Source organism: Streptomyces sp. NPDC001700 (assembly GCF_053596435.1).
The window spans coordinates 1-22,617 of sequence record NZ_JBSFGE010000005.1; the positions used below are offsets into that span (position 1 = coordinate 1).

Here is a 22,617-nt window from a genome sequence, read left to right on the forward strand (position 1 = left end):
GTACCTGCTCAACTGGGCCTCGACCAGCGGCTACGCGGGCGTGCAGTTCAACGCGGTCGCCGCCTCCAACACCCCCGCCGTCAGACTGTACGAACGCCTCGGATTCACCCTCATCGGCACCGTCCCGGGCGCGTTTCGACATCCGGCGCTCGGCCCGGTCGGACTGCACGTCATGTACCACGACCTGGGCGGCTGAGCCGTGCTGTGCGGGCGGCGGCACCGGTACTGCGCTGGATACGCTGCTCGCAGGGATCAGGATCTGCGCATAGGAGCAGCAATGACCGCCTTCAGCGCCGGACAGCCACTCATCTCTCAGCCGCCTGCCACCGTCACGGCCCTCCGCCAGGCCGTCTCGCAGATCGCCCCCGCCGCCCTGCCCGCTTTCACCCGGGAGCTGGATCAGGCCGCCGATCAGTCCTGCCAGGCTTCCGACGTGACCCCGCTCCAGCAGTTCGTCGCCCAGTGGGCCGTCTACGTCCACATCCAGCGGCAGCCGAGCCTCGCGAAAGAGTTCCGTCACTGGGAGGACACCGCGGAGGGCGGCGACGCGGCACAGGCCCGGCGCGCCGCGTCCGCCATCGGCGAGATCCTGGACGACGCGCACGCAGCTGCTGCGACCACCCGGAATGGGACCTGATGGTCACAGCAACGGAATACGACAGCATGGGCTGGGCCAGTGACGCCGGCTACGCGGCCTTTGTCGACGCGTACACCTGGGATCTGCGGCAGTGGCCGGGGTTTTCGACACTGAGGGCGATCCAAGAGTTCAAGATGACCACATGGCTCATGCAGAACGTCAACGAAAGCGCTGACGTGGCGAGCGAGGGTTCACGCGCGTGTCCACACTGATTTTTGCCTCACTCCCGTGTTTACTTTCCGGCAGATTGTTGCCCCACGTCATGGTCCGCTGACCAGTACGGCTGAAGGGGTTGGACTATCCGTTGTGTGCTTCGATCTCGGTCGCCAGCGTCTGTTGGGTGGCCGCCCACGACGCCAGGAGCGCTAGATTGTCAGCGGTCGGTGTGCCCGCGGGGGTGGTGAAGACGTTGAGGTGCAGGCCGGGTTCGGCGGGCAGTTCCAGGGACTCGACGTCCAAGTCGAGCTGGCCCACGATCGGATGGCGCACACGCTTGCGGCCGGACCGGTGCAGCCGCACGTCCTGAGATGCCCACCGCTGCCGAAATAGCTCACTGCACGTTGACAGTTCGCCGACTAGGGCGATCAGCTCCTCGTCGTGCGGATTGCGGCCGGCCTCCATGCGTAGCTTCGCGGCCGCGTCACGGGCAATTTGGTCGTAGTCGACAAAGAAATCTCTGGCCGCCTCGGGGTTGAGATAGACGAACCGCGCTGTGTTCGCGGGCCGTCGCGGGTCGGCCAGCACCGGTGAATACAGCGCGCGAGCGAGTTGATTCATGGCGAGCACGTCATAACGGCTGTTACCGATCCAGGCCGGCGCATCGGAAATCGCGTCGAGCACCTGCTGCAGCGTCGAGCGCACCGTCACGGCAGGCCTACGCCGGCGTGGGCCGCTGGGCGCCCTGGATTGGCGCGCGAGATGGAACAAGTGGTCGCGCTCGGCCTCGTCGAGTTGCAAGGCAGAGGCCAACGCGTCGAGCACGCCATCGGAGGCACCGGCGAGGCTGCCGCGCTCCATGCGCACGTAGTAGTCGACCGATACCCCCGCCAGTAGCGCTACCTCCTCGCGGCGCAGACCTTTGACCCGACGGTTGCCGCCGTAAGCGGGCAGGCCCGCCTGCTCGGGTGCGATGCGGGCGCGACGCGAGCTGAGAAACTCCCGGATCTCGGTGCGTAGATCCATCGTGGCCATCCCCTCACCGTAAGCCCGTCCGCAGCCTAAGGGGTACCCGATGCGGTCGTCGCGATGCCGCCGTCTACCGGGATGATGGTGCCCGTGAGGTAGGCCCCAGCCCGGCTAGCGAGAAACACGGCGATACCCGCCATGTCGTCGTCGCGGCCGAGCCGGCGCAGAGGGGCCGCCGCCGCGATCGTGTCGCCGATGGCATCGAGCGTGGACGCCATCATCTGCGACGGGAACACTCCCGGTGCTACCGCGTTCACCGTGACGTGCTGTGGGCCCAGCTCTCTGGCAAGCACTCTGGTGAGTTGATGGAGTGCCGCTTTGCTGCTGGCGTACGAGTAGTTGGGCGACTGGGCGACGTGGATGGCGGCGATACTGCCGATGTTAATGATCCGCGCGGGATCATCGGCGGTGCCCGCCCTGCGAAGTGCGGGGAGCAGCGCCTGCACCAGCCAGAACGGCGACTTGAGGTTGAGGTCGATCACTGAGTCCCAGGCCTCGTCCGGGAACGTCGCTAGCGGCTCGCGCCACATCGCTCCCGCGTTGTTGACAAGGATGTCCAGGCGTTCCGAGTCCACCTTGACAAGATCAGCGAGGCGCTGACACTCGTCGTGCCTGGACAGGTCGGCGGGGATTGCTTGAACGTCGCCGAATTCGGACAGTAGATGCTGTGCCTCCGCGCACGTGTCTGCCTTGCGTGAGCTGATGACGACGCGGGCGCCCGCTTGGAGAAGGCCGCGCGCTATCATCATCCCAATGCCCCTGGTACCGCCAGTGACAAGGGCGCACTTCCCACTCAGATCGAAAAGTTCTGCGTGAGTGGTGAATTGGTTGTCCGCCATTGGTCTCCGCCCCTTCTGTCGTGGAAGAATGCGCCGAGACGGTCGCGCACTCGGGGCAGCTGAATTGAACTGATGGGGGTAAAGCTGCAGTGCGTGTCCACGGAGTGTTGTCGGCGCTTTCGACTCAACCAGGTTGACAGGCGTTTGGGACGTCTGGGAGACCCTGGTGATACAGGTACTACGAGAGCCCCCTTTGCCTGGTGCGCTGACTCACCCCGGATCCACCGGCTTGATTCCCGTTTGATCGTTTCGGGGTCGTGCAGGCCGTGTTGGGGCTGAGTTGCGGATTCGGGCATTCCTCGCTCCAGGGCCAGCGTTCGGGCAGGTGCGGGGTGAGGCGTCGGGTGGAGCGGGCCAGGCGGGCGGGCACGTTGATCAGGTGGTCACGGTTCCCGCAACCCCCGCTGGCCCCCCGATCACTGTTCCATCGGGGAGCAGCCCATTCACGGGCTCTGACCTGCGAATTCGCTGAGCAGCCAGTCTCGAATGGCGCGTCTACCACTGGTACGCGCAAGCCCGTACCTTGATCTCCAACCTCGTTTTGCTGCGGGACCCGGCAACCGTTCGCCCTGGACGGGGTAGAAGAACGCGGCGAGCCCGGCCGGGCTCACCAGGCCGGGCGACGTCCCTTCGGGGTGAAAGAGATCCGGCTCTCCGCAAGTAGAGGGGCGCGCTCCCCATGGGCCCGCCGAGGCAAGGGGGAAGGCTGGGTACTCGGCGCCCGACCTGGACGGAGGCGTCGGCTTCCGCTTCACTTCGTTCGCAAGTGAAGCAGCCTCCATCAAATGGCACGCGGAAACGAGGTCGAAGTTCACAGAATCTCAGTTGCGTCCCGCGAAGTGGGCGCGGCTCTCGTCCGTGGACTCGGCGTTCACGGCCTCGAATTGCCTGAGCGAAAGCCAATGCAGCACGTCGATCACCGTCCGCATGGCGAAGGTCGAGGCATACGTGAACATCAACACGGGCGGACCTACCGCCGTTGATTCCAGGATTCTGAACTCCGCAACTCGCATGCTTATTCAACGCGTTCGGCAAGCCCAGCGCGGATGGCCGGCCAGTGCTGTTGTGGCTGTGCGACGGTCGACCTGGCCGTGGACCGTACGGCGGCGCCTCCAGCCCCGGGGGCAGGAAAGCGGGCTCGCTGTGGACGCCGGGTATGTCGGACCGGAGCACGCCAGGGTCATGGTGATCACGGAGGACGGGTATCTCTCGCTGTTGGAGATCTACTCGTCGACCGGCGATCCGGTCACCACCTGGCCGGACCCCCGTTTCCTTGAGCTGTGAGCGGTCTACGGCCCCGCTCGATACGCTGCTCCCAGGGATCATGATCTCGCCCATGGGAGCAGCGATGACCACCTCCGCCGCTGGGCAGCCACTCATCCCTCAGCCACCCGCCACCGTCACGGCTCTCCGCCAGGCCGTCGCCCAGATCGCACCCGCTGCGCTCCCAGCCTTCGCACGGGAACTGGAGCAGGCCGCCGATCAGTCCTGCCAAGCTTCCGACGTGGCCCCGCTCCAGCGGTTCGTCGCGCAGTGGTCCGTCTGCGTCCACATTCAGCGGCAGCCGAATGTCGCGAACGAGTTCCGTCACTGGGAGGACACCACGGAGGGCGGCGACGCGGCACAGGCTCGACGCGCCGCGTCCGCCATCGGCGAGATTCTGGACGACGCGCACGCCGCGCTCGGCCTCACCTCGCGGTGAGCACGCTCATCTCGTGCCAGTCGCCTGACCCTGGTTTGCTGAGCGGTGCGTGGTTCGTCGCGATCAGAGGGAGTAGGTGCGGGCATGCCGTCTTCCGGGGCTCGGGGGGCAGGGTTCACGTCGGCGGGGGCCGCCCGTTTGATGGCTGCTGCCTGCCGACGAGCGCGCCTTGAGAGTGAAGGCGCGAAGCTGATCCGCTTCGGCGAGAACGCGCTCTTCCGGCTGGCGTCGCACCCTGTGATCGTGCGAGTGGCCCGGACAGCGGACTACCTGCCCTCGGTGCGGAACGAGGTCAAGGTGTCGCGCTGGTTGGCACAGGAGGGGTTCCCGGCCGCACGCGTTGTAGAGGATCTGGAACAGCCCCTGATGGTGGATGGGTTCCCGGTGACCTTCTGGCATGTAATTCGGGAAGCCGAACGCAAGGCGACCTATGGCGAGTTGGGAACGGTCCTTCGGGAACTTCACTCGTTGCGTCGGCCGGACAGTCTCGACCTTCCGGGGTACGACGCCTTCGGACGGTCTGATCTGCGTATCGAGAAGGTGCGCGGAATCCCGGATGACGATCGCACGTTCCTGCGCAAGAGAGGCAGGGAGTTGCGTGAACGGCTGGCAAGTCTCCGTTTCGAGCTGCCCAAGGGGCCTGTGCATGGGGACGCGCACGGGGACAATCTCATGGTCGACCAGAAGGGGAACCCAATCTTGATCGACTTTGAGAACTTCTGCTGCGACCACCCGGAATGGGACCTGATGGTCACAGCAACGGAATACGACAGCATGGGCTGGGCCAGTGACGCCGACTACGCGGCCTTCGTCGACGCGTACACCTGGGATCTGCGGCAGTGGCCGGGGTTTTCGACACTGAGGGCGATCCAAGAGTTCAAGATGACCACATGGCTCATGCAGAACGTCAACGAAAGCGCTGACGTGGCGAGCGAGTACGCTCGGCGCATCGCATCACTGCGCGACGACGACGCACCCCGCGATTGGCAACCGGGCTGACGCTATTCATTCGCCACCCGTGGACGTCATCGCTTCCCGGACTCGCTCATTGAACTGCCGAACGATAGGGATCCCCGCGTTGGGAGAGATCTCGCGCTGAAAGTTCTCGACGTAGCGTTGGAAGCGTGCGGATTGAAGCGCCTCAGCGGCCTCTACGGCCTGTGTAGCCGTCGCGGCCGCTTCCTCCAGGTCGCCGTTGAGCAGTTGACTCTGGGCCAGGACCATGCGTACGAAGCCCAAGGTGCGCGCATACTTGGGGTCAGTGAGCGCTACGGCACGCTCTGCGAAGCGCACGGCCTCGGAACCTCGCTTGAGGTCGCGGAAGCAGTGACAGAACTCGCCCACCAGCTCCGCTTCATCCATGTAGGAGAGCCACTTGGGGTCGTCGGCGGTGTTCACTCGCTCGAAACACTTCTCCGCCTCGTTCATCGCGCGGACGGCGCCGTTGTAGTCCTGGGCGGTTGACAGCGCTCGCGCCTCATGGGCGAGGAACAGGGCCATACCGCGTGGCGTGGAGCCGCCCTTCCCGCCTTCGACCGATGCCCGGGCAAGCTGCACGGCACGGGACGCCTGACCCAGGTAGTTGGCCTGGTGACTGAGATTGGCGAGTACGCATGCGCCCAGCATCCGGTCGCCAGCGGCTTGGGCCAGGCGGAGAGCCGAGAGCAAGTACCTGTTCGCCACGGCGTGATGCCCGCTGTCGTACGCGCTCCATCCCAGCACCGACAAGGTTTCGGCTGCCGCACCGAACAGCGCCTTGCCGACTTCTGGGGTGAAATTCCCCTTGAGTAAAGGAACGACTTCGTGCTGGAAGTAGTGCCGAAGCGTCGCGTGTCCGTGGCCCCCACCGTAGAGGAAATCCAGTTGGGTGAAGGTGTCGGTGACAGTGCGCATCGCTGCTACGTCCTGCATACCGACGCGTCGAGCAGCCGCAGAATCGCTGGACAGATCATCCGGGCGCGAAACCAACCAAGCAAATGCAGCCGAGTTTACGTCGCTCTCCGATAACTGGGAGACCTTTGTCTGCCCGTCGTCGGGGGCGAGCTGCGCGATACTGTCCAGCATCGTCAAAGCTTCGGACAGGGAGGCTTCGTACCCCGTGCCGATCCTCGGCACCTCCGGCGGCACCTCCACGAATCCCAGATCTGACAGCGTGAGCTTGCGACACAACTTCTCACCGAGCGCTTCGGCCACGAATGCGGCTGTCTGAGGCTGGATACCGCCACCTTGCAGCCAGCGCTGGACGGCGACATGGCTTGTCCTGATGTCCGCACCGTGTCTCCGCCCCGCATCACGCACGCGCCGAGCGAGACCTTTGTTCGATACTCCGGCCTCGTCCAACAACGCGGCCAAGCGGTGGTTCGGCTCTCTGCTCATCTGTGCTGTCGTCCTGACGCCGCGCGAGGTGTTGCAGATCACAGCAGTTTAGACCTGAGGGTTCACGCACGAACCCCTTTTGCGTACTCCACGAACCCACTCGTGTGCACGTGAACCCCCTCGTGAACGCTGCCTTTCGTCCCGAGAGAGTCGTTGACTGTCGCGAACGGAAAGACCCCGGCGGCGCTTGCGGCACCCCGGGGCGTGGCCAAACCTGAGGAAAGCAGGTCGACATGCATCACTGTATCGGCGGGATCTTCGAACGAACGGGATGGTTGGTGGTCCGGTGAGCGCACAGCCGCGTTTGCTGCCGTGGAATGGGCCTGCCGGGAAGCCGTGTTTCCTGGTCCCCAGTGAGGACGGCAAGGGGTATCTGTCCCGGCTCGCCGACGAGATGGAAGCGGTGCAGCTCCGCATGGGCACCGAACTCCTCGGCCACGCCGACGCGCTGCTCGGCAACCCGAAGGCGGAGGCCGGGGAGCTGCGCTTCCTCGCGAACCGCCTGGTCGAGGCCCTCCGGGACGCGCTGCGGGTGGCGGACAGTCGCGGCAGGCGGCTTCCCGGAGCCGACGAGGATGAGGACGCCCGGCCGACTCAAACGAGGGGAGCATGGGGATGAGCCCGGACCGTCGTGCTGCGTCCGAGTGGCGCATCGAGCCCGCTCCGGTGGGGCTGCGCGTACGCCGTGAGGGAGACCAGCTCGCGCTGACGCTCCGGGTCGTCCGACTCGGGCAGCAGGTGGCCCTCGCCCCGTTGGTTCTGACGCTGGACGAGTCAGAACTGCTCCACGCGGGCCTGTGCTTCGCGCTCGGCCCGGAGCCTGCGCGAGCGGACGCGCCCGAGTGCCGCAAGCCGGTTCACTATCCCGGCGGTCGAGACCGGTACTGATGTCGGCTCGGGGTATCGCCCGACGTTCGATGCCCGAATGGCTTCCGCCGGATGTCTCGGCGACACGCTGCACAGGCTGCTCACCGGGCCGGACCCGGTGAGCAGCGCACTGCGTTGCCCCGCAGGCTGCGCGCGACGATCAACGAGGGCCAGCCTCTTGCGGGTCGTTGTTGCGCGGCCCTGCCGAGGTCATGTGAACTCCGTGGTCCGCCCTCCACAGACCACGTGCCGCCGTTCTAGCCGGGGGACGCCGTCGTCGCATCCTTGTTTCCGGTGTCCGTGGCGCTACGCGCCGCCAGCGCACCGCGCAGCAGGGTGACGGCCGGGGGGATTTCGGGGTCGGTGATGTTGCCGTAGCCGAGGACGAGCGCGCGGTCGGCGGAGTGCTGTACGCGGTAGTCGTCGAGGTCGGCCAGGCGGAGACCGGCGGTGGCCGCGGCGTGGACCGTTGCGTGGGTGTCGGTGTCGTCCGGCAGGTGCAGCAGGATGTGCAGACCGGCGGCCGTGCCCGTGACGCGGGCCTGCGGCAGCTGGGCGTCGAGCGTGCGGATCAGCAGGTCGCGGCGGACACGGAAGCGCCGTCGGGCGGCGCGGAGGTGGGCGTCGTACCAGCCTCGGTCGATGAAGGTGGCGAGTGCGAGCTGGTCCAGTACGGGGGGTGCGGCGGCTACGGGGTTCGCCGCCGCGAGGGCCGGGGTCAGCGCGGCGGGCGCGACCAGCCAGCCCAGGCCCAGGGCCGGGGACAGCGTCTTGCTGACCGAGCCGAGGAGGAAGACGCGGCGCGGGTCCATTCCCTGCATGACGGCGGCCGGGTGGTGGTCGTAGCGGAACTCGGCGTCGTAGTCGTCCTCGATGACGTAGCCGTTCACGTCGCGGGCCCAGCGCACGAGGCGGGCCCGGCGGGCCGGGGACAGCACCGTGCCGGTGGGGAACTGGTGTGCCGCGCCGACGATGACGGCCCGGGCCGGGGTGCGGACGAGGTCGTCGACGCGGAGGCCGTCGTGGTCCACGGGCACCGGGTGCAGCCGCAGGCCCGCGCTCGTGGCGGCGTCGCGCAGCCGCCCCCAGCCCGGGTGTTCCACGGCCAGGTCGGCGATCCCCTCGGCGCGCAGCGCGCGGCACGTACGGAGCAGGCCGTCGGTGACCCCGGCGCACACGGTGACGGTCGCGGCCCGCGCGTCCGCGCCGCGCGAGCGCCGCAGGTACTGCGCGACGGTGGTACGCAACGTCGGGTGCCCGGCGGGGTCGGGCAGGCCGAGGTCGTAGTGGACGGCCGAGCCGGTGACCGCGCGGACGGCGTCCGCCCAGCGGCGGCGCGGGAACGCCCGCAGGTCGGGCAGGCCGGGCGCGAGGTCGTAGCGGATCGGCGGCGGCGGCGGTGGCGGCGGTGGCGGTGCGGGATGCGCGCGGGAGTAAGGGGGTGTGGTGTCCGGCGACCATGAGACGCGCGTCGCGGAACCCACCCGGGCGGTGAGGTAGCCCTCGGCGATGAGCTGCCCGTACGCCTCCGTCACGGCCCAGCGGGAGCAGCCGAGTTCCTCGGCGAGTGCCCGGCTCGGCGGCACGGCGGCGCCCTCCGTCAGCCTGCCGTCGCGGATCGCGGTGCGCAGCGCGCGGGCGAGGTGATCGCGCAGGCGGCGCCCCCGTCGGCCGGGCTCGGTCGCGCCGATCTCCAGCAGCGTCGCCCACGCGAAATTGGTCTGGGAAATCGCCACAAGATTGGAGCGTACCGCCGGTCCGCGTCCGCCTACCGTGACGGACATGAATCCTCAACTGGCGCTGGGCGCCATGCTGTTCGGCACCGCGCAGGACGAACGTCGGTCGTTCGAGATCCTGGACCGGTACGTGGACGCCGGGGGCGTGTGGATCGACACCGCCAACTGTTACGCGTTCTGGGCCGACCCCAGCGGCTTCGGCGGGCAGAGCGAGACGGTGCTCGGGCGGTGGCTCGCGCGCCGACCGGGCGTCCGCGATCGGGTCAGGATCAGCACCAAGGTGGGCTGCGAGCCGACCGAGGCCGGGCGCTTCCCGGAGACGGCCGAGGGGCTCGCGGCCGAGGCGATCAAGCGCGGGATCGAGGGCAGTCTGCGGCGCCTCGGTACGGACCACGTCGAGCTGTACTGGGCGCACAAGCCGGACGAGGCCACCCCGCTGGAAGAGACAATCGCCGCGTTCGGCGAACTGGTCTCCTCGGGGACGGTCGGCCGCCTCGGCTGCTCCAACTACCCGGTCTGGCAGCTCGAACGGGCCCGGCGGATCGCGCGCGACCACGGCGGGGCGGGCTTCACGGCGGTGCAGCAGCACCACACGTACCTGCGGCCGCGCCCGGCCACCCGGCCCCTCGTGTCGCACCGGTTCGGTGTGGTCGGTGACGAGGTGCTGCACTACCTGGAGCATCACCCGGACGTCGAGCTGTGGGCGTACACGCCGCTGCTGAGCGGCCGCTACACCCGCCCGGAACGGCCGCTTCCGGAGGAGTACGACCACCCCGGCACCGCCCGCCGCCTCGCCGCGCTCGACCAGATCGCCACCGAGACCGGCACGAACCGCAATCAGGTGGTGCTGGCGTGGCTGACCGGCGGCAACCCGGCCGCCACGCCGATCGTCGGCGTCAGCACGGTGGAGCAGCTGGACGAGGCGGTCGCGGGGGTGTCGCTGGAGCTGAGCGCCGAGCAGCGGGAACGGCTGGACTCCGCGATGTGACGTCAGCGCTTTTCGAGGCGAGTGCCGTGGCGCAGGGTGATCGACATCAGGTCGCTCGGGGCGTCGAGTTCCAAGCGGTGCCAGCGCCCGCGGGGCACGACCACGGCGGTGCCCGCCGCCAGCCGCACCACCTCCTCGGGGCCGCCCGGCGCGGTGGGGCGGAAGGCGAGGCGGGCCCCGCCCCTCAGGCAGCACACCGCCTCGTCGGCCTCCGGGTGCATCTCCCAGTGGTCGGCGTGGACGTCGGCGTCGGTCTCGACGTGGAAGGTGGCGACCTGCCAGGCGCCGTCGGGGTCACTGCCCCTCATCTGCCGCTCGGCGGCGCGGACATCGCCGTCGGGGTGGAAGCGCAGCGCTGAGGCGAACAGGTCGATGGGGGTGGGAGTGGGAGTGGGGGTGGTCGTCGTCATGACAGTGTCCTTCCGGTCGGGTCGCGCTATTTTCTGTACGTGTACGGAAAATAGCGGGGAAGGGCCGCGGCTGTCGACACCTGAGCGATGATGGGTCCATGCCGCAACCGTCCGCACCGCGCAAAACCCGTGGCCGACCTCCCCGTATCTCCCGCGAGGAGGTCGTCGCGACGGCGCGCAGGATCGTGGACGAGGACGGCGTGGACCGGCTGACCATGCGGCGGCTCGCCACGGAGATCGGCAGCACTCCGATGGCGCTCTACCACCACGTCCGCAACAAGGAAGAACTGCTCCTCCTGCTGCTGGACGACCACGCCGCGCGGACCCTGCGCCGCCCCGAGCCCCCCATCGCCGACCCCCGCGAGCGGATCGTCGTCGCCGCCGCCGCGATCCATGAGGCGCTCGCCGCCTGCCCCTGGATCGTGGAGGTGCTGACCGCCGACGACCTGATGTCCGCGTCCGCGCTGTGGTACGTCGAGCAGATCGTCGACGGCCTGGTCGAAGGCGGCCTGACCCCCGAGCGGGCCGTGCAGGGCTATCGCGCGATCTGGTACTACACGGCCGGAGAGATCGTCGTCCGCGCGACAGCGGCCCGGCGCCGCGCGGACGACGGCCGTACGACCTACCGGGAGCAGGTCTTCACCGATCTCGACCCGGACGAGCTTCCGCGACTGGCGCACGTCGCGGAGGACTGGGCGGCCCTGACCGCCGAGGACACCTACTTGGACGGGCTCAGCGCCTTGGTGGACGGCCTTCTGGGCACCCGCTGAATTCGCTTAGAGTGTGTCGCCCAAGGCGAGGCATTTCGACTTCTGGGGAATGCTGCGGACCGCCCGGTTCAGGTCGACCATGGCGTCTCCGGCCTTGGATCCGTCCCCCTCGACGGTCACTTCGACCGCGGGGTCGCGGCCGTATGTCGTGAGGACCTGCACCCCGTCCTTCTTCGCGCGCTCCTCGTCCAGCACCCAGTCGACGCCGTTGACGGTCACGCACAGGTTGGTCGTCGGAGCCAGCGGTGTGACGCCGCAGCGCAGCACGACCGATCCGTCTCCCCAGGCGGCGGCGCCGTCCCCGGTGACGTCGTCCCGGGATTTCGAGAGAACGGTTTCGGGCGCCCGGGAAATGACCTTCGAACACCGCGGATTATCGGCAAAGGGGCCGGGCTCTACGGAAACCTTCGAAAAGAACAGGAAATACGAGGCGACCGCGCCCGCGATTCCCGCCGCGACACACACCCCGGCGATGAGGCGGGCCCTTTTACTCCATGACCTGAACCGCATCGGCCCCACTTATCCCATCGACACCCTCGCCCGCACCCTACCGCCACGCCCCACACCGGCCCGGGCCGGGGATCGCGGGTCCCTCTGTCAGGGAGCGGGGTGTTCGCCGCTCTCCAGATACGCGGGCCGCCGCTCGGCCAGGGCGCGGAGTGCCTGGGCGGCTCGTCGGCGGGTCCGTGGCGGGAGCATGGCCAGGGCGTCGTCCGGGGCAATGAACTCACAGGCCGAGAGTTCGTGGTCGCGCGGGTACAGACAGCGAGCCTGATCGGCCGAGAGCGTGCCTCCGTCGAAGACGAACGCGAGCTGGTCGTCCCAGGGGCCGTGCGGCGCGACCCAGTCGACACACAGGAGCCCACGCAGCTCGACGGCGAGGCCCAGCTCTTCGCTCAGCTCACGCCTCGCCGCATCCGCGGGTGACTCGTTCGCCTCGGCCATCCCGCCAGGGAGATCCCACGCTTCCTTGTACGTCGGATTGACCACCAGCACACGCCCGGCGGCATCACGCAAGAGCACGTCGGCCGACACGCGCTTGCGCGCCTGCTTGGCGTTCCCTTCCGCCAGGCAGGCGTCCCATGCGCCGGTGCCCGGCTGGGGACGGGTGGTCATAGGCGGGTGACGAGGCCGGGGGTGGCTATGGCTATGGGGGGATTGAAAGTCTCCGCCGCCGCTGCTTGGGCGGCTTCGGGGGGTGTGCCCGGCCAGAGGTGGGTGAGCATGAGGCGGGCGGCGCCTGCCTGGTGGGCGTATTGACCGGCCAGGCGGGCTGTCAGCAGGTACGGGGCGTCGCCGGTCGGGACCTGGTGGACGTACGTGGCCTCCGACAGGAACAGGTCGGCGCCCTGGGCGAGGCGCGGGATGTCGGGGCTGGGGCCGGTGTCGCCGGTGTAGGCGAGTACGGCGCCGGGCGTGCTGAGCCGGATGCCCGCGTTGGGGACGAAGTGCGGCAGGAGCCAGGTGTCGGCGGTGTAGGGGCCGATGTCGAACCGGTCGCCGGGCGTGAACTCGTGGAGGCGGTACGCCCCGGCGAGCATGCTCGGCTTGTCGAGGGCGAGCACGGCGTCGACCGCTCCGTGCGGGGCGTAGACGGGCAGGGGCGGCGGCGGGTCGTCGCTCAGGCCCCGGGCGCGTAACAGGGGGTTGAGGTCGGCGCAGTGGTCGGGGTGGCCGTGGCTGATCAGCACGGCGTCGACCGCGTCGACGGTGCCGTGCAGGAGGAGGCGCGGCAGCGTGGCGTAGCCGGGGTCGATCAGCAGGCGGAATCCCGCGTGCTCCACGAGGTAGCCGCTGCATGCCTGGTCCGCGGTGGGCCAGGCCCCGCAGCCGCCGAGAACGGTCAGTCGCATGACACGGGACCCTAGCGCCGTTCCCCGGCGGTGAGCAGGTGTTTTACGACCGGCTTGAAGGGGTTACGGAGCGTCCGGCGTCCATGCCGCCACCAGGTCCAGGAGTCCGGGGAAACGGTCGTTGAGGTCGGCGACGCGTACGTGGCTGCGGCGCTCCAGGCCGTACTGCCGCTGCCTGGTGACACCCGCCTCCCGCAGCGCCTTGAAGTGGTGGGTGAGGGAGGACTTGGGCCGGTCGATCCCGAACCAGCCGCAAGAGTGGTCGAACTGCTCGGACTCCAGGAGGAGTTTGCGCACGATGAGCAGGCGCAGCGGGTCGCTCAGCGCGCCCAGCACCGTTTCCAGGCGCAGGCCTTCGACCGCCGGTTCCGGCAGCGGTTCGGGCAGCGCCGCGGGTTCCGGCAGCACCTTGATGGCAGGGGGCGGACCCACCGTCGTCGACATACACAGTCAGCTCCTCGTACCCCACATCGACTGTACGAGTCCAATCGTACTGCATGCTATGTTCGACTTATCTCGTACTGATGGAAGGGCGGTTTCACCATGCCGGAAAGTCGAACGGTGCCCGGGGAGGCCACGGGCGCCCCGGCGGCGCCCACCTGGTGGGTGTGGCTCGCCGCGTGGCCGGTGACCGCCGTCTTCGTGCTGTCCAACGCCGCGACGCCGCTGTATGTGCTGTGGCAGCGGGACATCGGGTTCTCGCAGGGCACCCTGACGGTGGTCTTCGCCTTCTACATCGTGGGTCTGCTCGGCTCCCTGCTCGTCTCCGGCATCCTGTCCGACCGACTCGGGCGCAAGCCCGTACTGCTGCCCGCGCTCGCCCTCGCCGTGGCGGCCTGCCTGATCTTCGCCACCGCGCACACCGTGGCCGCGCTGGTCGCCGCCCGGCTGTTCACCGGCATCGCGGTCGGTGCCATCGTCTCGGCGGGCATGGCGGCCGTGACGGACGTGGCCGGGCCGGACCGCAAGCGGCTCGCGGCGCTGCTGGCCTCGTGCGCCATGGTCTTCGGGGCCGGGCTGGGGCCGCTCCTCGCCGGAATCCTCTCCGAGGCCCTTCCCGCGCCGACGGTCACCGTCTTCGTCGTCGAGGCCGCGCTGCTGAGCACCGCGATCCTCGCCGTGCTGCGCATGCCCGTACGGCGCCCCGCGGCACCCCCGGCGCAGGGGAAGTGGGTGCGCGTGCCCGGCGTACCGCACGGCAATGGTCCACAGCTCACCCTGGGTATCGCGGTGTTCGCGCCCGGCATCACCGCGACGTCCTTCGTGCTCTCGCTCGGTCCCTCGCTGCTGGCCGACCTGCTGAACACGACCAGCCGGACCGTCGCCGGAGCCATGGCGTTCGCGATGTTCCTCGCCGCGACCGGGGTGCAGTTCGCGGTCCAGAAGCTGCCCCGGCGCACGATGCTGGCCGCCGGAGCGGTCAGCACCACCCTGAGCATGGTCGCGCTCATCGTCGCCGTACGTACGTCATGGATCCCCGCGCTCATCGCGTCCGCCCTGCTGGCCGGGGCAGGGCAGGGCATGGGCCAGCTCGGCGGCCTCTCCCTGCTCAACTCCACCGTTCCGCCACGGCGGTTGGCGGAGGCCAACGCGGCGCTCAATGTGGGCGGTTACGTTCCGGCCGGTCTGCTGCCGGTATCGGCGGGCTACCTCAGCGACGCCGTGGGGCTGACCGACGGGGCGACCCTCTTCGGCCTGGTCCTGATGGGCCTCGCCGTCGCCGGGGGCGCCGTGGTCGTCGTCAGCAGCCGTGGGCGGGAGTGACGACGAGGGGTCAGGCCGGTTCGGCGGATTTGGCTCTGGTCAGGGCCACTTCGAGGACGACGAGGAGGGCGTCGCGTACCGAGCCCGTCTCGCGGGCGTCGAAGACGGTGAGGGGGATGTGCTCGGAGACGTCCAGGGCCCAGCGGACCTCGTCCAGGTCGTGCTCGACCTCGCCGTCGAAGGCGTTGACCGCGACGGCGAAGGGGATGTCCTTGTGCTCGAAGTAGTCGACGGCCGCGTAGCAGTCGTCCAGGCGGCGGGTGTCCACGATGACGAGGCCGCCGAGGGCGCCTTCGACCACGTCGTCCCACATGAAGCCGAACCGGTCCTGGCCCGGCGTGCCGAACAGATAGAGCTTGAGGGTCGGGTCGATGGTGATGACGCCGAAGTCCATGGCGACCGTGGTGGTGGTCTTGCCGGGGGTGTGGGTGAGGTCGTCCACGCCCGCCGCGACCTCCGTGATGGCGGCCTCCGTGGTCAGCGGGCGGATCTCGGAGATGGCGCCCACGGCCGTGGTCTTGCCGACTCCGAAGCCGCCCGCGATGACCAGCTTGACGGGCAGCGGAGGTCGTTCGGGCTCAGCTGCTGTCGCGGAGTGTGCCCCGTGAGTCGGGGACGGCACGGAGACCATCGATAACCCTTCGCAGTACGGAGATGTCCTGGACTGTCCTGGCGTCCGGCACGTGGACCGCCAGGTGTCCGGCGGTGCACAGGTCCTCCGCCAGGACCCGGACCACGTTGAGGTGCAGCCGGAGGCGGGCGGACAGTTCCGCCACCGACTGCGGACGTCGGCAGGCGGCGACGAGGTCGCGGTGTTCGAAGGTGAGCGTGCGCAGGGCGGAGAGCCCGTCCGACGTCGCCACAACCTGGGCCTCGACCGGGAGCGGGGGCGCGGTGCCGCCGCCGCCCGCGACCCGGCCCGCGGTCAGCAGGAACGGCCGGATCGCGGAGGCGCGGGGGGCGGGTTCCGAATCCGGGTCCGGGCTCGGGTTCATGGCCGCGCCGTCCGGCTCGTGCGGCTCTGGTTCATCTGTGGCCATCACACGCCCCCCTTCTGCATGCCCGCAACGCGTCAGATGATGGAGGGGGTGCCAGCGCTCTTCTTCAGCTCCAGTACGAGCTGGGGGGTGAGCGCGGCCCCGGCCCGGTTGGCGAAGAGAGTCATCTCGTAGGCGATGTTGCCCAGCTTCGCCTCCTTCGACGTCACCACGCCGAGGACCGCGCCGCAGCCGATGGCCGAGACCAGCACATGGCCGCCCTCCAGGTCGATGATGACCTTGTTGAGGCCGCCCAGGCCGTAGTTGCCGGAGGCTCCGGCGGCCAGGCTCGTGACGCCGGAGACGATCGCGGCGAGCCGCTCGGAGTCGGCCTGTTCGCGCAGCTCGGATACGGCGATCAGCAGGCCGTCGGAGGACACGGCGATGGCGTCCACGACACCGGCGGTGTGGGTCGCGAACCGGTCGAGCAGCCAGGTGAAGTCGGCCGCGGCTGCTCGCAGATCGGTGGGTTCCTGCCCAGCGGGACCGCTCTTACCTGTCGGCGTGGTCACTGCCCGACTCCTTCCGGGGTTGCTGATGCGGCAATGGCGTGGGTTCGGTCGGGGTGGTGGCACTGTCCTGCTGTGCCCTGCGTACGGCGGCCTCGAACTCGTCAAGCTCCGACCGGACGGCATCGGCGTCGACGGGGGCGCGGACGTCCCCGTTGCCCCGGTCGGACGAGCCCGAGGGGGTCGTCTTGTCGAGCGTCGCGCCCCGTACTCGCCGTCGCAGCGGGCGGGATGTGGACGTGGACGTGGACGTGGGGGACGACGAGCGCTGGTCAGCGGATGGTTCCGGTGTGCTGGGTGATTCCTGTGCGGCGGAAGCGTCCGCCGGGGTCGCCTGGGGCGGTCGCTCCGCGCCCTTGCGGTTCGGGATCCGCCGGGGCAACCCGCCGGGCTCCGCGGGCTCCGCCGAGCCCTGTTCGGGGGCGGGCGCCAGCGGGGACGTCGTAGCAGGCGTCCGTACGGGCAGCGGCGTGGCCCGGACCGGCGCGACCGGCGCGGACCCCGCCGGGGTACGGGCCAGCTCCGTGATCACCGGTGACGGCGCCCCCGCGCCATCCCCCGCACCCGCCGCCATCAGCAGCGCGTCCGGAATCCACACCGTCGCGGTGACCCCGCCGCCCGGCGTACGCCCCAGCGTGACCCGGACGCCCCAGCGCCGGGCGAGGCTGCCGACGACGAACAGGCCGAGCACCTTGGTGGGGACGAGGTCGAGCCGTTCGCGGCGGATGAGCCGGGCGTTCTCCTCTTCGAGGCGTTCCGCGCCCATGCCCAGCCCGTGGTCGATGACCTCGATCAGCGCGCCGCCGTCCGCCGTGATGTCGGTGCCTGGCCGGACGACGACCTCGACGGGGGTGTCGGACGGGGAGAACGCGACCGCGTTCTCCAGCAGTTCGGCGACCATCAGCGTCAGGTCGCCGATGATGTCGGGCGCGACCGTGACCTCGGTTTCGGAGCGCAGCGACACCCGCTGGAAGCCCTCGATACGGCCGAGGCTCGCCCGGATGACGTTGGCGAGGGCGGTCGGCTGGGCGTCCAGCTCGGCTTCCCGGATTCCGGCGAGCAGCATCAGGCTGTCGGCGTTGCGCTGGAGGCGTACGGCGATGTGGTCGATGCGGTAGAGCCGTTCCAGGACGTCCGGGGCGGTCTCCTCGCGTTCGACGGCGTCGATCAGGGTGAGCTGGCGCGTGGTGAGGTTGCTGACCCGGCGGCCGACGTTGCCGAACATCTCGCCGACGTTGCGGCGGCTGAGCACCTGCCGTTCCAGCAGCGCCGCGGCGGTGACCTGGACTTGGTTGAACGCCTCGGCCAGGTCGCCGATCTCGTCGCGCACGGGTACGGGGATGGGCCTCGGCCGCAGCGGCGCGCTGTCGGGAGAGTCGGCGGACTCGTCGTCCTCCACGCGGGCCAGTTCCTCGCCCGCCACCGAGACGACCTGGTGCGCGGCGCCGGTCAGGGCCGCGAGGGGGCGTACGACCGAGCGGCGGACCATGAAGGAGAAGCCGAGCCAGGCCGCGAACCCGAGGACGGCGAGGCCGAGCAGGGCCACCGCCTTGTGCAGGGCGTCCCGGGAGAGGCTGTCGGCGTGGGCGGCGATCTGGTCGGTGAGGGAGCGGGTGACGTCGAGGCGGTCCTCGGCCTGCCGGGTGCCCGCGGCGATCGACGTACGCAGCTGCTGCGGCGACTGGCCCTGGAGGGAGCCCGGGTCGATCTGCAGCTCCGCGAACTTGGCGGTGAAGCCGTTCTCCTCAGCGCTGCGCCCGATGCCGTCCAGGCGCAGGACCTGGTCCGGGCCGGCGATCCTGCCGAACCGTTCCGTCTGCTCCTGGAAGATGCGGTGGGCACCGGCCGCGCGGGTGTACTCGGTGAGCGCGTTGGCGTCCCGGGTCTGGGCCGAGAACACGCCGCTCTCGAAGGCGGCGTGGGCGGCGTCGGCGCGCAGCACCGTGTCGAGCAGTTCGACCACCGAGGACGAGGAGGAGCCGGAGAAGCGGTCGAGCCCGATGCCGTCGATCAGGTAGCCGACCGCGTTGGCGTACGCGGGGTCGATACCGGCGGCGGGGACCGAGCCCCGCTCGACCTTGTCGCGCAGTACGCCGAGGCCGTGGATGTAGTCCAGGGCCCGCCCCTCATCCTTCGTGAGCCCCGCGCCGAACGCGGAACGCACGGCGGTGGCCTGCTCGTCGGTGACCCGCTGCGTGCGGCGGTAGTCGAGGGTGGACGGCAGCTCCGCGCCGGGCCGGGCCGCCTCCTGCTCCACGGCCAGCAGCAGCGCCTGCCGGTGCTCGGCCTGGATGTCGTTGATCAGCCGCGTGACCTGCTCGCTGTCGCGCACGAGTTGCGCGGTCCGGTCGGCGTCCCGGGCCTGCCGCACCTGGCCGTACGCGCCGACGCCCAGCAGTACGCCGACGACCACGACGGGCACGATCACCAGGACGTTGAGCTTGCGCCGGAACGGCCACCGGTCGAGGGCGTCGCCGCGCAGGAGCGCGTACGCCCCGCGACGGAACCGGGGAACCCGTGGGGAGCGCCCGGACGGCCCGGACGGCCCGGACGGCCCGGACGGGTCCGGATCGCGTGGCGGGTCCTCTGTGTCCACCGACACCCGGGCCTCCTTCGATGTGCCGATGTGCTCATGAGCGGTGACCGAGGTGTCGTTGCTGCCGACCGCCGACGACCGGGGAGCGTGGCGCCGGAGACGTCCAGCGCCCTCGTACGCCCTCGTAAGCGAGCGACCAGAGCGACTAGATTGCGCCACACGTCCGACCGGCCGTGAACACTACCGTCTGTGCGCACGCTTGCAAGACATCCGCCGACAACGGTTACCGAAGATCCACGGTTGTCAGGTTTAGGCCATTGCGCCGTCGCTTTCCGCTCGCTCCCGGGGGCTGCCCGGCTGGGTGCCACCACCCGTAACCTGTCTCCTCCCACCCCCGGCCCACCCCCGGCCCCGAACCTTCCTGTGCCCCCGCGAGGAGACCCGTGCACGCCACCCGCAAGTCGGTCCTGACAGCCGCCGCGTTCCTGGCCGTGGCCACCACCGGCTGCGAACCCGGATCCGGCACCGCCGCCACGCATCCGCGCCCCGCCGAGCCCGGCTGCCCCGCCGCCCTCGCCAAGGCCAAGCGGGCGGTCGCGAAGGCGGAGGACGTGGACGCCCCGTGGAAGGGCCCCACCACCGGGCCGACCGCCCGGCGCGGCAAGAGCGTCGTGTTCATCGCGCAGACCCTCACCAACCCCGGCGTCGCCGGAGTCGCCCAGGGCGTCCAGGAGTCCGCGAAGATCCTCGGCTGGAAGGCCCGCACCATCAACGGCCAGGGCACGCCGAGCGGCATCCGGTCCGCGTTCAAGCGGGCCCTCGACCTCAAGCCGGACGGCATCGTCATCGGCGGCTTCGACCCCGAGATCGCCGCGAACGAGGCCAAGGCGGCCAAGGCGGCGGGCATTCCGCTGATCGGCTGGCACGCCACGGACGCCCCCGGCCCCAGCGAACAGCCGGAACTCTTCAGCAACATCACCTCCCGGGTCGAGGACGTCGCGAAGATCAGCGCCGACTGGATGATCGCCCGGTCGGACGGCCGCGCGGGGGTCGTGCTGTTCACCGACGCCACGCTGCCCTTCGCGAAGCGCAAGTCGGACCTGATCAAGAAGGAGCTGGCCACCTGCTCCGACGTCAAGCTGCTGAGCTACCAGAACATCCCCATCCCCGACGCCAACCGCCGCGCCATCGGGGCGGTCCGCTCGCTGCTCTCCCGCTTCGGCGACAAGTGGACGTACTCCGCCGCCATCAACGACCTGTACTTCGGCCACACCGCCCCCGCCCTGCGCGCCGCGGGCAAGGACGGCGCGGGCGCCCCGTCCGCCATCGGCGCCGGTGACGGCGACCCGTCGGCCTTCGAGCGCATCAACTCCAAGCAGTACCAGGCCGCCACGGTGCCCGAGCCGCTGTCCGAGCAGGGCTGGCAGATCGTCGACGAGTTCAACCGCGCCTTCGCGGACCGGCCCGCCAGCGGCTACGTCGCCCCCGTCCACATCACCACGGCCGCCAACAGCGGCGGCGCCCTGTCCTGGGACTCCGAGGGTTACCGCCAGGCGTACCGCCAGATCTGGGGCCGGTGAGCGGCCCCGTCCACGCGCCCCGTACTACGGTCCGACGCATGGACTGGATCGAACGGGTCGGCAATCTGCGGCAGTGGAGCAGCAAGGGGGCGCGCGCACCGCACAAGCCGCTGCTGATGCTGTACGCCCTGGGTCGGTTCCAGCAGGGCCCCGACCAGGCGCTCCGCTACTCGGACGTCGAGCGGGACCTGAAGGACCTGCTGCGGGACTACGGGCCGCCCAACGACACCTCGCCCTCGTATCCGTTCCACCACCTCACCAACGACGGGGTGTGGGAGGTGCGTACGGCAGACGGCGGGGCCAGTCCCGGTTCGGGGGTGGGGCCGTTGCGGGCCAGCGGCGCGGAGGGGCGGCTGGTGCCGGGGTTGCGGTCCGCGCTGTCGGCGGAGCCGGAGTTGCTGGGGCGGCTGGCGCACGTCCTCCTGGACACCCACTTCCCGCCCTCGCTCCACGCCGACATCGCCACCGCCGTCGGGCTCGATCTGGAGGCGGAGGGCGCGGTACGGGCGACCGTGACCGTGCGCGACCGGCGGCGCGCGGCCGAGCTGCGGCGGGAGGTGCTGGTCGCGTACGAGTACCGGTGCGCGTTCTGCGGGTTCGACGGGGCGGTCGGGCGGGTGCCGGTGGGGCTGGAGGCCGCGCACGTACGGTGGTGGGCCTTCCGGGGCGCGGACGACCTCTCCAACGCGCTGTGCCTGTGCTCCCTGCACCACAAGCTGTTCGACCGGGGGGTGCTGGGGCTGGACGGCGGCCGACGCGTCATCGTCTCCCGGGAGTTCACCGGTCGCGGTGAGGCCGCCCGGACGCAGGTGCTCGACCTGGTGGACCGTTCGCTCATCGGGCCGCAGGGCGGCAGCGCCCCGGTCGCGGCGGGGAACGTCGACTGGCATACGGAGCAGGTCTTCCGGGGCAAGCCGCGGGTGGTGGCCCAGCGGGGGTGAACGGTGTGAACGGCCCGGCGTATCGGGAATGTTCGGGCTTGAGAGAATCGTGCCCATGCACCGCACCACCGTCGCGTTATCCCTCGTCCTTCTCGCCCTCGCGACGCTGCCCTCGTGCGGGTCCTCCGCCGAAAAGCCCGAGGTCAAGCTGCCGCCCAAGGGCGCCGACTGGGACTACCAGATCGGTGGCGCCTACGAACCACCCCAGGGCGTCGAGATCGTGGCCCGCGACCGCGCGGACACACCTGCGCCCGGCGTCTACAACGTCTGTTACGTCAACGCCTTCCAGACCCAGCCGGGCGAGAAGTGGCCGTCCCGGCTGCTGTTGCACGACGCCAAGGGCGAGGTCGTGGAGGACCCCGACTGGGACGGGGAGTCGGTGCTCGACATCACCACGGCGGCGAAGCGCGAGGAGGCGGCCAAGAGGGTCGGGGCGTGGTTCGAGGAGTGCGCCGACAAGGGGTACGACGCCGTCGAGCCCGACAACCTCGACACCTTCACCCGCTGGCCCGACCTGCTGACCGCCGACCAGGCCACGGCGTACGTCTCCCTGCTCTCGCGGCGCGCCCACGAGCTGGGGCTCGCGATCGCGCAGAAGAACACCGGCCCGCTCGCCCCGCGCCGCGCGCGGACCGGGCTGGACTTCGCCGTCGTCGAGGAGTGCGGCCGCTATGACGAGTGCGAGGCGTTCGCGAAGCCGTATCGGGACCGGGTGGTCGTGGTCGAGTACGAGGACAAGGGGATGGCGAAGGCCTGCGACGGGTTCGCCGACCGGCTGTCCGTCGTACGCCGCGACGTGGACGTATCCACCCCGGACGACGACGCGTACGTCCGCGACGTCTGCTGACGGTCTGCTGACGGCGGATCTGCCCGCGGCAGATCTGCCG

The 22,617-nt window shown here is 70.0% G+C and carries 27 protein-coding genes; 13 read left to right on the top strand and 14 right to left on the bottom strand.

All coding sequences use genetic code 11. The annotated features are described in order from the left end of the window. The 3 genes from ACWC5C_RS11040 to ACWC5C_RS11050 all read left to right on the top strand — a co-directional run. Positions 1-196, top strand: a 196-nt coding sequence (locus ACWC5C_RS11040; protein ID WP_450875154.1) for an N-acetyltransferase family protein, incomplete at its 5' end; no start/stop codon positions are given. Between the two features lie 81 nt (positions 197-277). Further along, on the top strand, positions 278-637 hold the full coding sequence (locus tag ACWC5C_RS11045; RefSeq protein WP_450875155.1) for a hypothetical protein: 360 nt from the start codon (positions 278-280) through the stop codon (positions 635-637). Then, positions 637-849, top strand: coding sequence for a hypothetical protein (locus ACWC5C_RS11050; RefSeq protein ID WP_450875156.1), 213 nt, complete (start codon positions 637-639; stop codon positions 847-849). Before ACWC5C_RS11045 ends, ACWC5C_RS11050 begins: the two co-directional genes overlap by 1 nt. Before the next feature lie 85 nt (positions 850-934). Here ACWC5C_RS11050 and ACWC5C_RS11055 read toward each other — a convergent pair whose 3' ends face one another. The 3 genes from ACWC5C_RS11055 to ACWC5C_RS11065 all read right to left on the bottom strand — a co-directional run bounded on the left by ACWC5C_RS11055 (position 935) and on the right by ACWC5C_RS11065 (position 3,617). Next, a complete protein-coding gene (locus ACWC5C_RS11055; RefSeq protein ID WP_450875157.1) occupies positions 935-1,828 on the bottom strand; it encodes a helix-turn-helix transcriptional regulator in 894 nt (297 codons plus the stop codon). A gap of 26 nt (positions 1,829-1,854) precedes the next feature. Continuing rightward, positions 1,855-2,661 (bottom strand): SDR family oxidoreductase, encoded by an 807-nt coding sequence (locus tag ACWC5C_RS11060; protein WP_450875158.1) that lies wholly within the window; start codon positions 2,659-2,661, stop codon positions 1,855-1,857. An 821-nt stretch (positions 2,662-3,482) separates the two neighbouring features. Continuing rightward, positions 3,483-3,617 carry a hypothetical protein gene (locus tag ACWC5C_RS11065; protein WP_450875159.1) on the bottom strand — a complete coding sequence of 45 codons (135 nt, stop codon included), beginning with the start codon at positions 3,615-3,617 and terminating at the stop codon, positions 3,483-3,485. A gap of 392 nt (positions 3,618-4,009) precedes the next feature. Here ACWC5C_RS11065 and ACWC5C_RS11070 point away from each other — a divergent pair, with 392 nt between their 5' ends. Both ACWC5C_RS11070 and ACWC5C_RS11075 read left to right on the top strand, forming a co-directional pair. Further along, positions 4,010-4,363: a hypothetical protein gene (locus tag ACWC5C_RS11070; protein ID WP_450875547.1), complete on the top strand. Its 354-nt coding sequence runs from the start codon at positions 4,010-4,012 to the stop codon at positions 4,361-4,363. Positions 4,364-4,447: 84 nt separating this feature from the next. Beyond that, positions 4,448-5,362: a phosphotransferase enzyme family protein gene (locus tag ACWC5C_RS11075; RefSeq protein ID WP_450875160.1), complete on the top strand. Its 915-nt coding sequence runs from the start codon at positions 4,448-4,450 to the stop codon at positions 5,360-5,362. 6 nt (positions 5,363-5,368) lie between these two features. Here the strand turns inward: ACWC5C_RS11075 and ACWC5C_RS11080 are convergent, their stop codons facing one another. Next, the gene (locus ACWC5C_RS11080) at positions 5,369-6,556 is read right to left on the bottom strand and encodes a sporulation protein (protein ID WP_450875161.1); all 1,188 of its coding nucleotides are present in this window, start codon (positions 6,554-6,556) and stop codon (positions 5,369-5,371) included. 454 nt (positions 6,557-7,010) lie between these two features. On the opposite strand from ACWC5C_RS11080, the gene ACWC5C_RS11085 reads away from it, so the two are divergent. Both ACWC5C_RS11085 and ACWC5C_RS11090 read left to right on the top strand, forming a co-directional pair. Further along, positions 7,011-7,358 (top strand): hypothetical protein, encoded by a 348-nt coding sequence (locus ACWC5C_RS11085; RefSeq protein WP_450875162.1) that lies wholly within the window; start codon positions 7,011-7,013, stop codon positions 7,356-7,358. After that, entirely contained in the window at positions 7,355-7,627 is a 273-nt protein-coding gene (locus tag ACWC5C_RS11090) for a hypothetical protein (protein WP_450875163.1), read from the top strand. The genes ACWC5C_RS11085 and ACWC5C_RS11090 overlap by 4 nt, the downstream gene beginning before the upstream one ends. Before the next feature lie 236 nt (positions 7,628-7,863). Here ACWC5C_RS11090 and pdxR read toward each other — a convergent pair whose 3' ends face one another. Next, entirely contained in the window at positions 7,864-9,342 is a 1,479-nt protein-coding gene (gene pdxR / locus ACWC5C_RS11095; RefSeq protein WP_450875164.1) for a MocR-like pyridoxine biosynthesis transcription factor PdxR, read from the bottom strand. A gap of 46 nt (positions 9,343-9,388) precedes the next feature. Between pdxR and ACWC5C_RS11100 the strand changes: the two genes are divergently transcribed. Further along, positions 9,389-10,330 carry an aldo/keto reductase gene (locus tag ACWC5C_RS11100; RefSeq protein ID WP_450875165.1) on the top strand — a complete coding sequence of 314 codons (942 nt, stop codon included), beginning with the start codon at positions 9,389-9,391 and terminating at the stop codon, positions 10,328-10,330. Positions 10,331-10,332: 2 nt separating this feature from the next. On the opposite strand, the gene ACWC5C_RS11105 is transcribed toward ACWC5C_RS11100, so the two are convergent. Then, positions 10,333-10,740, bottom strand: a complete 408-nt coding sequence (locus tag ACWC5C_RS11105) for a cupin domain-containing protein (RefSeq protein ID WP_450875166.1) — start codon at positions 10,738-10,740, stop codon at positions 10,333-10,335. 98 nt (positions 10,741-10,838) lie between these two features. Here ACWC5C_RS11105 and ACWC5C_RS11110 point away from each other — a divergent pair, with 98 nt between their 5' ends. After that, complete coding sequence (locus ACWC5C_RS11110) at positions 10,839-11,510, top strand: TetR/AcrR family transcriptional regulator (protein WP_450875167.1); 672 nt, start codon at positions 10,839-10,841, stop codon at positions 11,508-11,510. A 6-nt stretch (positions 11,511-11,516) separates the two neighbouring features. On the opposite strand, the gene ACWC5C_RS11115 is transcribed toward ACWC5C_RS11110, so the two are convergent. The 4 genes from ACWC5C_RS11115 to ACWC5C_RS11130 all read right to left on the bottom strand — a co-directional run bounded on the left by ACWC5C_RS11115 (position 11,517) and on the right by ACWC5C_RS11130 (position 13,807). After that, complete coding sequence (locus tag ACWC5C_RS11115; protein WP_450875168.1) at positions 11,517-11,975, bottom strand: DUF3515 domain-containing protein; 459 nt, start codon at positions 11,973-11,975, stop codon at positions 11,517-11,519. Between the two features lie 132 nt (positions 11,976-12,107). Continuing rightward, positions 12,108-12,626 carry an NUDIX domain-containing protein gene (locus tag ACWC5C_RS11120; protein WP_450875169.1) on the bottom strand — a complete coding sequence of 173 codons (519 nt, stop codon included), beginning with the start codon at positions 12,624-12,626 and terminating at the stop codon, positions 12,108-12,110. Then, positions 12,623-13,363, bottom strand: a complete 741-nt coding sequence (locus ACWC5C_RS11125) for an MBL fold metallo-hydrolase (RefSeq protein WP_450875170.1) — start codon at positions 13,361-13,363, stop codon at positions 12,623-12,625. Before ACWC5C_RS11125 ends, ACWC5C_RS11120 begins: the two co-directional genes overlap by 4 nt. A gap of 63 nt (positions 13,364-13,426) precedes the next feature. Then, positions 13,427-13,807: an ArsR/SmtB family transcription factor gene (locus ACWC5C_RS11130; RefSeq protein WP_450875171.1), complete on the bottom strand. Its 381-nt coding sequence runs from the start codon at positions 13,805-13,807 to the stop codon at positions 13,427-13,429. Between the two features lie 99 nt (positions 13,808-13,906). On the opposite strand from ACWC5C_RS11130, the gene ACWC5C_RS11135 reads away from it, so the two are divergent. Further along, on the top strand, positions 13,907-15,127 hold the full coding sequence (locus ACWC5C_RS11135; RefSeq protein ID WP_450875172.1) for an MFS transporter: 1,221 nt from the start codon (positions 13,907-13,909) through the stop codon (positions 15,125-15,127). A 10-nt stretch (positions 15,128-15,137) separates the two neighbouring features. Here ACWC5C_RS11135 and ACWC5C_RS11140 read toward each other — a convergent pair whose 3' ends face one another. The 4 genes from ACWC5C_RS11140 to ACWC5C_RS11155 are packed head-to-tail and all read right to left on the bottom strand — an operon-like array spanning position 15,138 to position 19,269. Beyond that, a complete protein-coding gene (locus tag ACWC5C_RS11140; RefSeq protein WP_450875173.1) occupies positions 15,138-15,758 on the bottom strand; it encodes a GTP-binding protein in 621 nt (206 codons plus the stop codon). After that, entirely contained in the window at positions 15,706-16,167 is a 462-nt protein-coding gene (locus ACWC5C_RS11145) for a DUF742 domain-containing protein (protein ID WP_450875174.1), read from the bottom strand. The genes ACWC5C_RS11140 and ACWC5C_RS11145 overlap by 53 nt, the downstream gene beginning before the upstream one ends. Before the next feature lie 32 nt (positions 16,168-16,199). Further along, positions 16,200-16,676: a roadblock/LC7 domain-containing protein gene (locus tag ACWC5C_RS11150; protein WP_385447300.1), complete on the bottom strand. Its 477-nt coding sequence runs from the start codon at positions 16,674-16,676 to the stop codon at positions 16,200-16,202. Next, positions 16,657-19,269, bottom strand: coding sequence for an ATP-binding protein (locus ACWC5C_RS11155; RefSeq protein WP_450875548.1), 2,613 nt, complete (start codon positions 19,267-19,269; stop codon positions 16,657-16,659). Before ACWC5C_RS11155 ends, ACWC5C_RS11150 begins: the two co-directional genes overlap by 20 nt. 383 nt (positions 19,270-19,652) lie before the next feature. On the opposite strand from ACWC5C_RS11155, the gene ACWC5C_RS11160 reads away from it, so the two are divergent. Genes ACWC5C_RS11160 through ACWC5C_RS11170 form a run of 3 tightly spaced genes read left to right on the top strand, consistent with a single transcriptional unit; the run spans position 19,653 to position 22,577 of the window. Then, complete coding sequence (locus ACWC5C_RS11160; RefSeq protein ID WP_450875175.1) at positions 19,653-20,789, top strand: substrate-binding domain-containing protein; 1,137 nt, start codon at positions 19,653-19,655, stop codon at positions 20,787-20,789. 38 nt (positions 20,790-20,827) lie between these two features. Continuing rightward, the gene (locus ACWC5C_RS11165; RefSeq protein ID WP_450875176.1) at positions 20,828-21,730 is read left to right on the top strand and encodes a phosphorothioated DNA-binding restriction endonuclease; all 903 of its coding nucleotides are present in this window, start codon (positions 20,828-20,830) and stop codon (positions 21,728-21,730) included. Between the two features lie 55 nt (positions 21,731-21,785). Then, the gene (locus ACWC5C_RS11170) at positions 21,786-22,577 is read left to right on the top strand and encodes an endo alpha-1,4 polygalactosaminidase (RefSeq protein WP_450875177.1); all 792 of its coding nucleotides are present in this window, start codon (positions 21,786-21,788) and stop codon (positions 22,575-22,577) included. The last annotated feature ends 40 nt before the right edge of the window (positions 22,578-22,617 follow it).

Coding starts and splice junctions, on each gene's coding strand:
- ACWC5C_RS11045 (WP_450875155.1), top strand. CDS start 278: ATGACCGCCTTCAGCGCCGGACAGCCACTCATCTCTCAGCCGCCTGCC.
- ACWC5C_RS11050 (WP_450875156.1), top strand. CDS start 637: ATGGTCACAGCAACGGAATACGACAGCATGGGCTGGGCCAGTGACGCC.
- ACWC5C_RS11055 (WP_450875157.1), bottom strand. CDS start 1,828: ATGGCCACGATGGATCTACGCACCGAGATCCGGGAGTTTCTCAGCTCG.
- ACWC5C_RS11060 (WP_450875158.1), bottom strand. CDS start 2,661: ATGGCGGACAACCAATTCACCACTCACGCAGAACTTTTCGATCTGAGT.
- ACWC5C_RS11065 (WP_450875159.1), bottom strand. CDS start 3,617: ATGTTCACGTATGCCTCGACCTTCGCCATGCGGACGGTGATCGACGTG.
- ACWC5C_RS11070 (WP_450875547.1), top strand. CDS start 4,010: ATGACCACCTCCGCCGCTGGGCAGCCACTCATCCCTCAGCCACCCGCC.
- ACWC5C_RS11075 (WP_450875160.1), top strand. CDS start 4,448: ATGCCGTCTTCCGGGGCTCGGGGGGCAGGGTTCACGTCGGCGGGGGCC.
- ACWC5C_RS11085 (WP_450875162.1), top strand. CDS start 7,011: ATGGTTGGTGGTCCGGTGAGCGCACAGCCGCGTTTGCTGCCGTGGAAT.
- ACWC5C_RS11090 (WP_450875163.1), top strand. CDS start 7,355: ATGAGCCCGGACCGTCGTGCTGCGTCCGAGTGGCGCATCGAGCCCGCT.
- ACWC5C_RS11100 (WP_450875165.1), top strand. CDS start 9,389: ATGAATCCTCAACTGGCGCTGGGCGCCATGCTGTTCGGCACCGCGCAG.
- ACWC5C_RS11105 (WP_450875166.1), bottom strand. CDS start 10,740: ATGACGACGACCACCCCCACTCCCACTCCCACCCCCATCGACCTGTTC.
- ACWC5C_RS11110 (WP_450875167.1), top strand. CDS start 10,839: ATGCCGCAACCGTCCGCACCGCGCAAAACCCGTGGCCGACCTCCCCGT.
- ACWC5C_RS11120 (WP_450875169.1), bottom strand. CDS start 12,626: ATGACCACCCGTCCCCAGCCGGGCACCGGCGCATGGGACGCCTGCCTG.
- ACWC5C_RS11125 (WP_450875170.1), bottom strand. CDS start 13,363: ATGCGACTGACCGTTCTCGGCGGCTGCGGGGCCTGGCCCACCGCGGAC.
- ACWC5C_RS11130 (WP_450875171.1), bottom strand. CDS start 13,807: ATGTCGACGACGGTGGGTCCGCCCCCTGCCATCAAGGTGCTGCCGGAA.
- ACWC5C_RS11135 (WP_450875172.1), top strand. CDS start 13,907: ATGCCGGAAAGTCGAACGGTGCCCGGGGAGGCCACGGGCGCCCCGGCG.
- ACWC5C_RS11140 (WP_450875173.1), bottom strand. CDS start 15,758: ATGGTCTCCGTGCCGTCCCCGACTCACGGGGCACACTCCGCGACAGCA.
- ACWC5C_RS11145 (WP_450875174.1), bottom strand. CDS start 16,167: ATGGCCACAGATGAACCAGAGCCGCACGAGCCGGACGGCGCGGCCATG.
- ACWC5C_RS11165 (WP_450875176.1), top strand. CDS start 20,828: ATGGACTGGATCGAACGGGTCGGCAATCTGCGGCAGTGGAGCAGCAAG.
- ACWC5C_RS11170 (WP_450875177.1), top strand. CDS start 21,786: ATGCACCGCACCACCGTCGCGTTATCCCTCGTCCTTCTCGCCCTCGCG.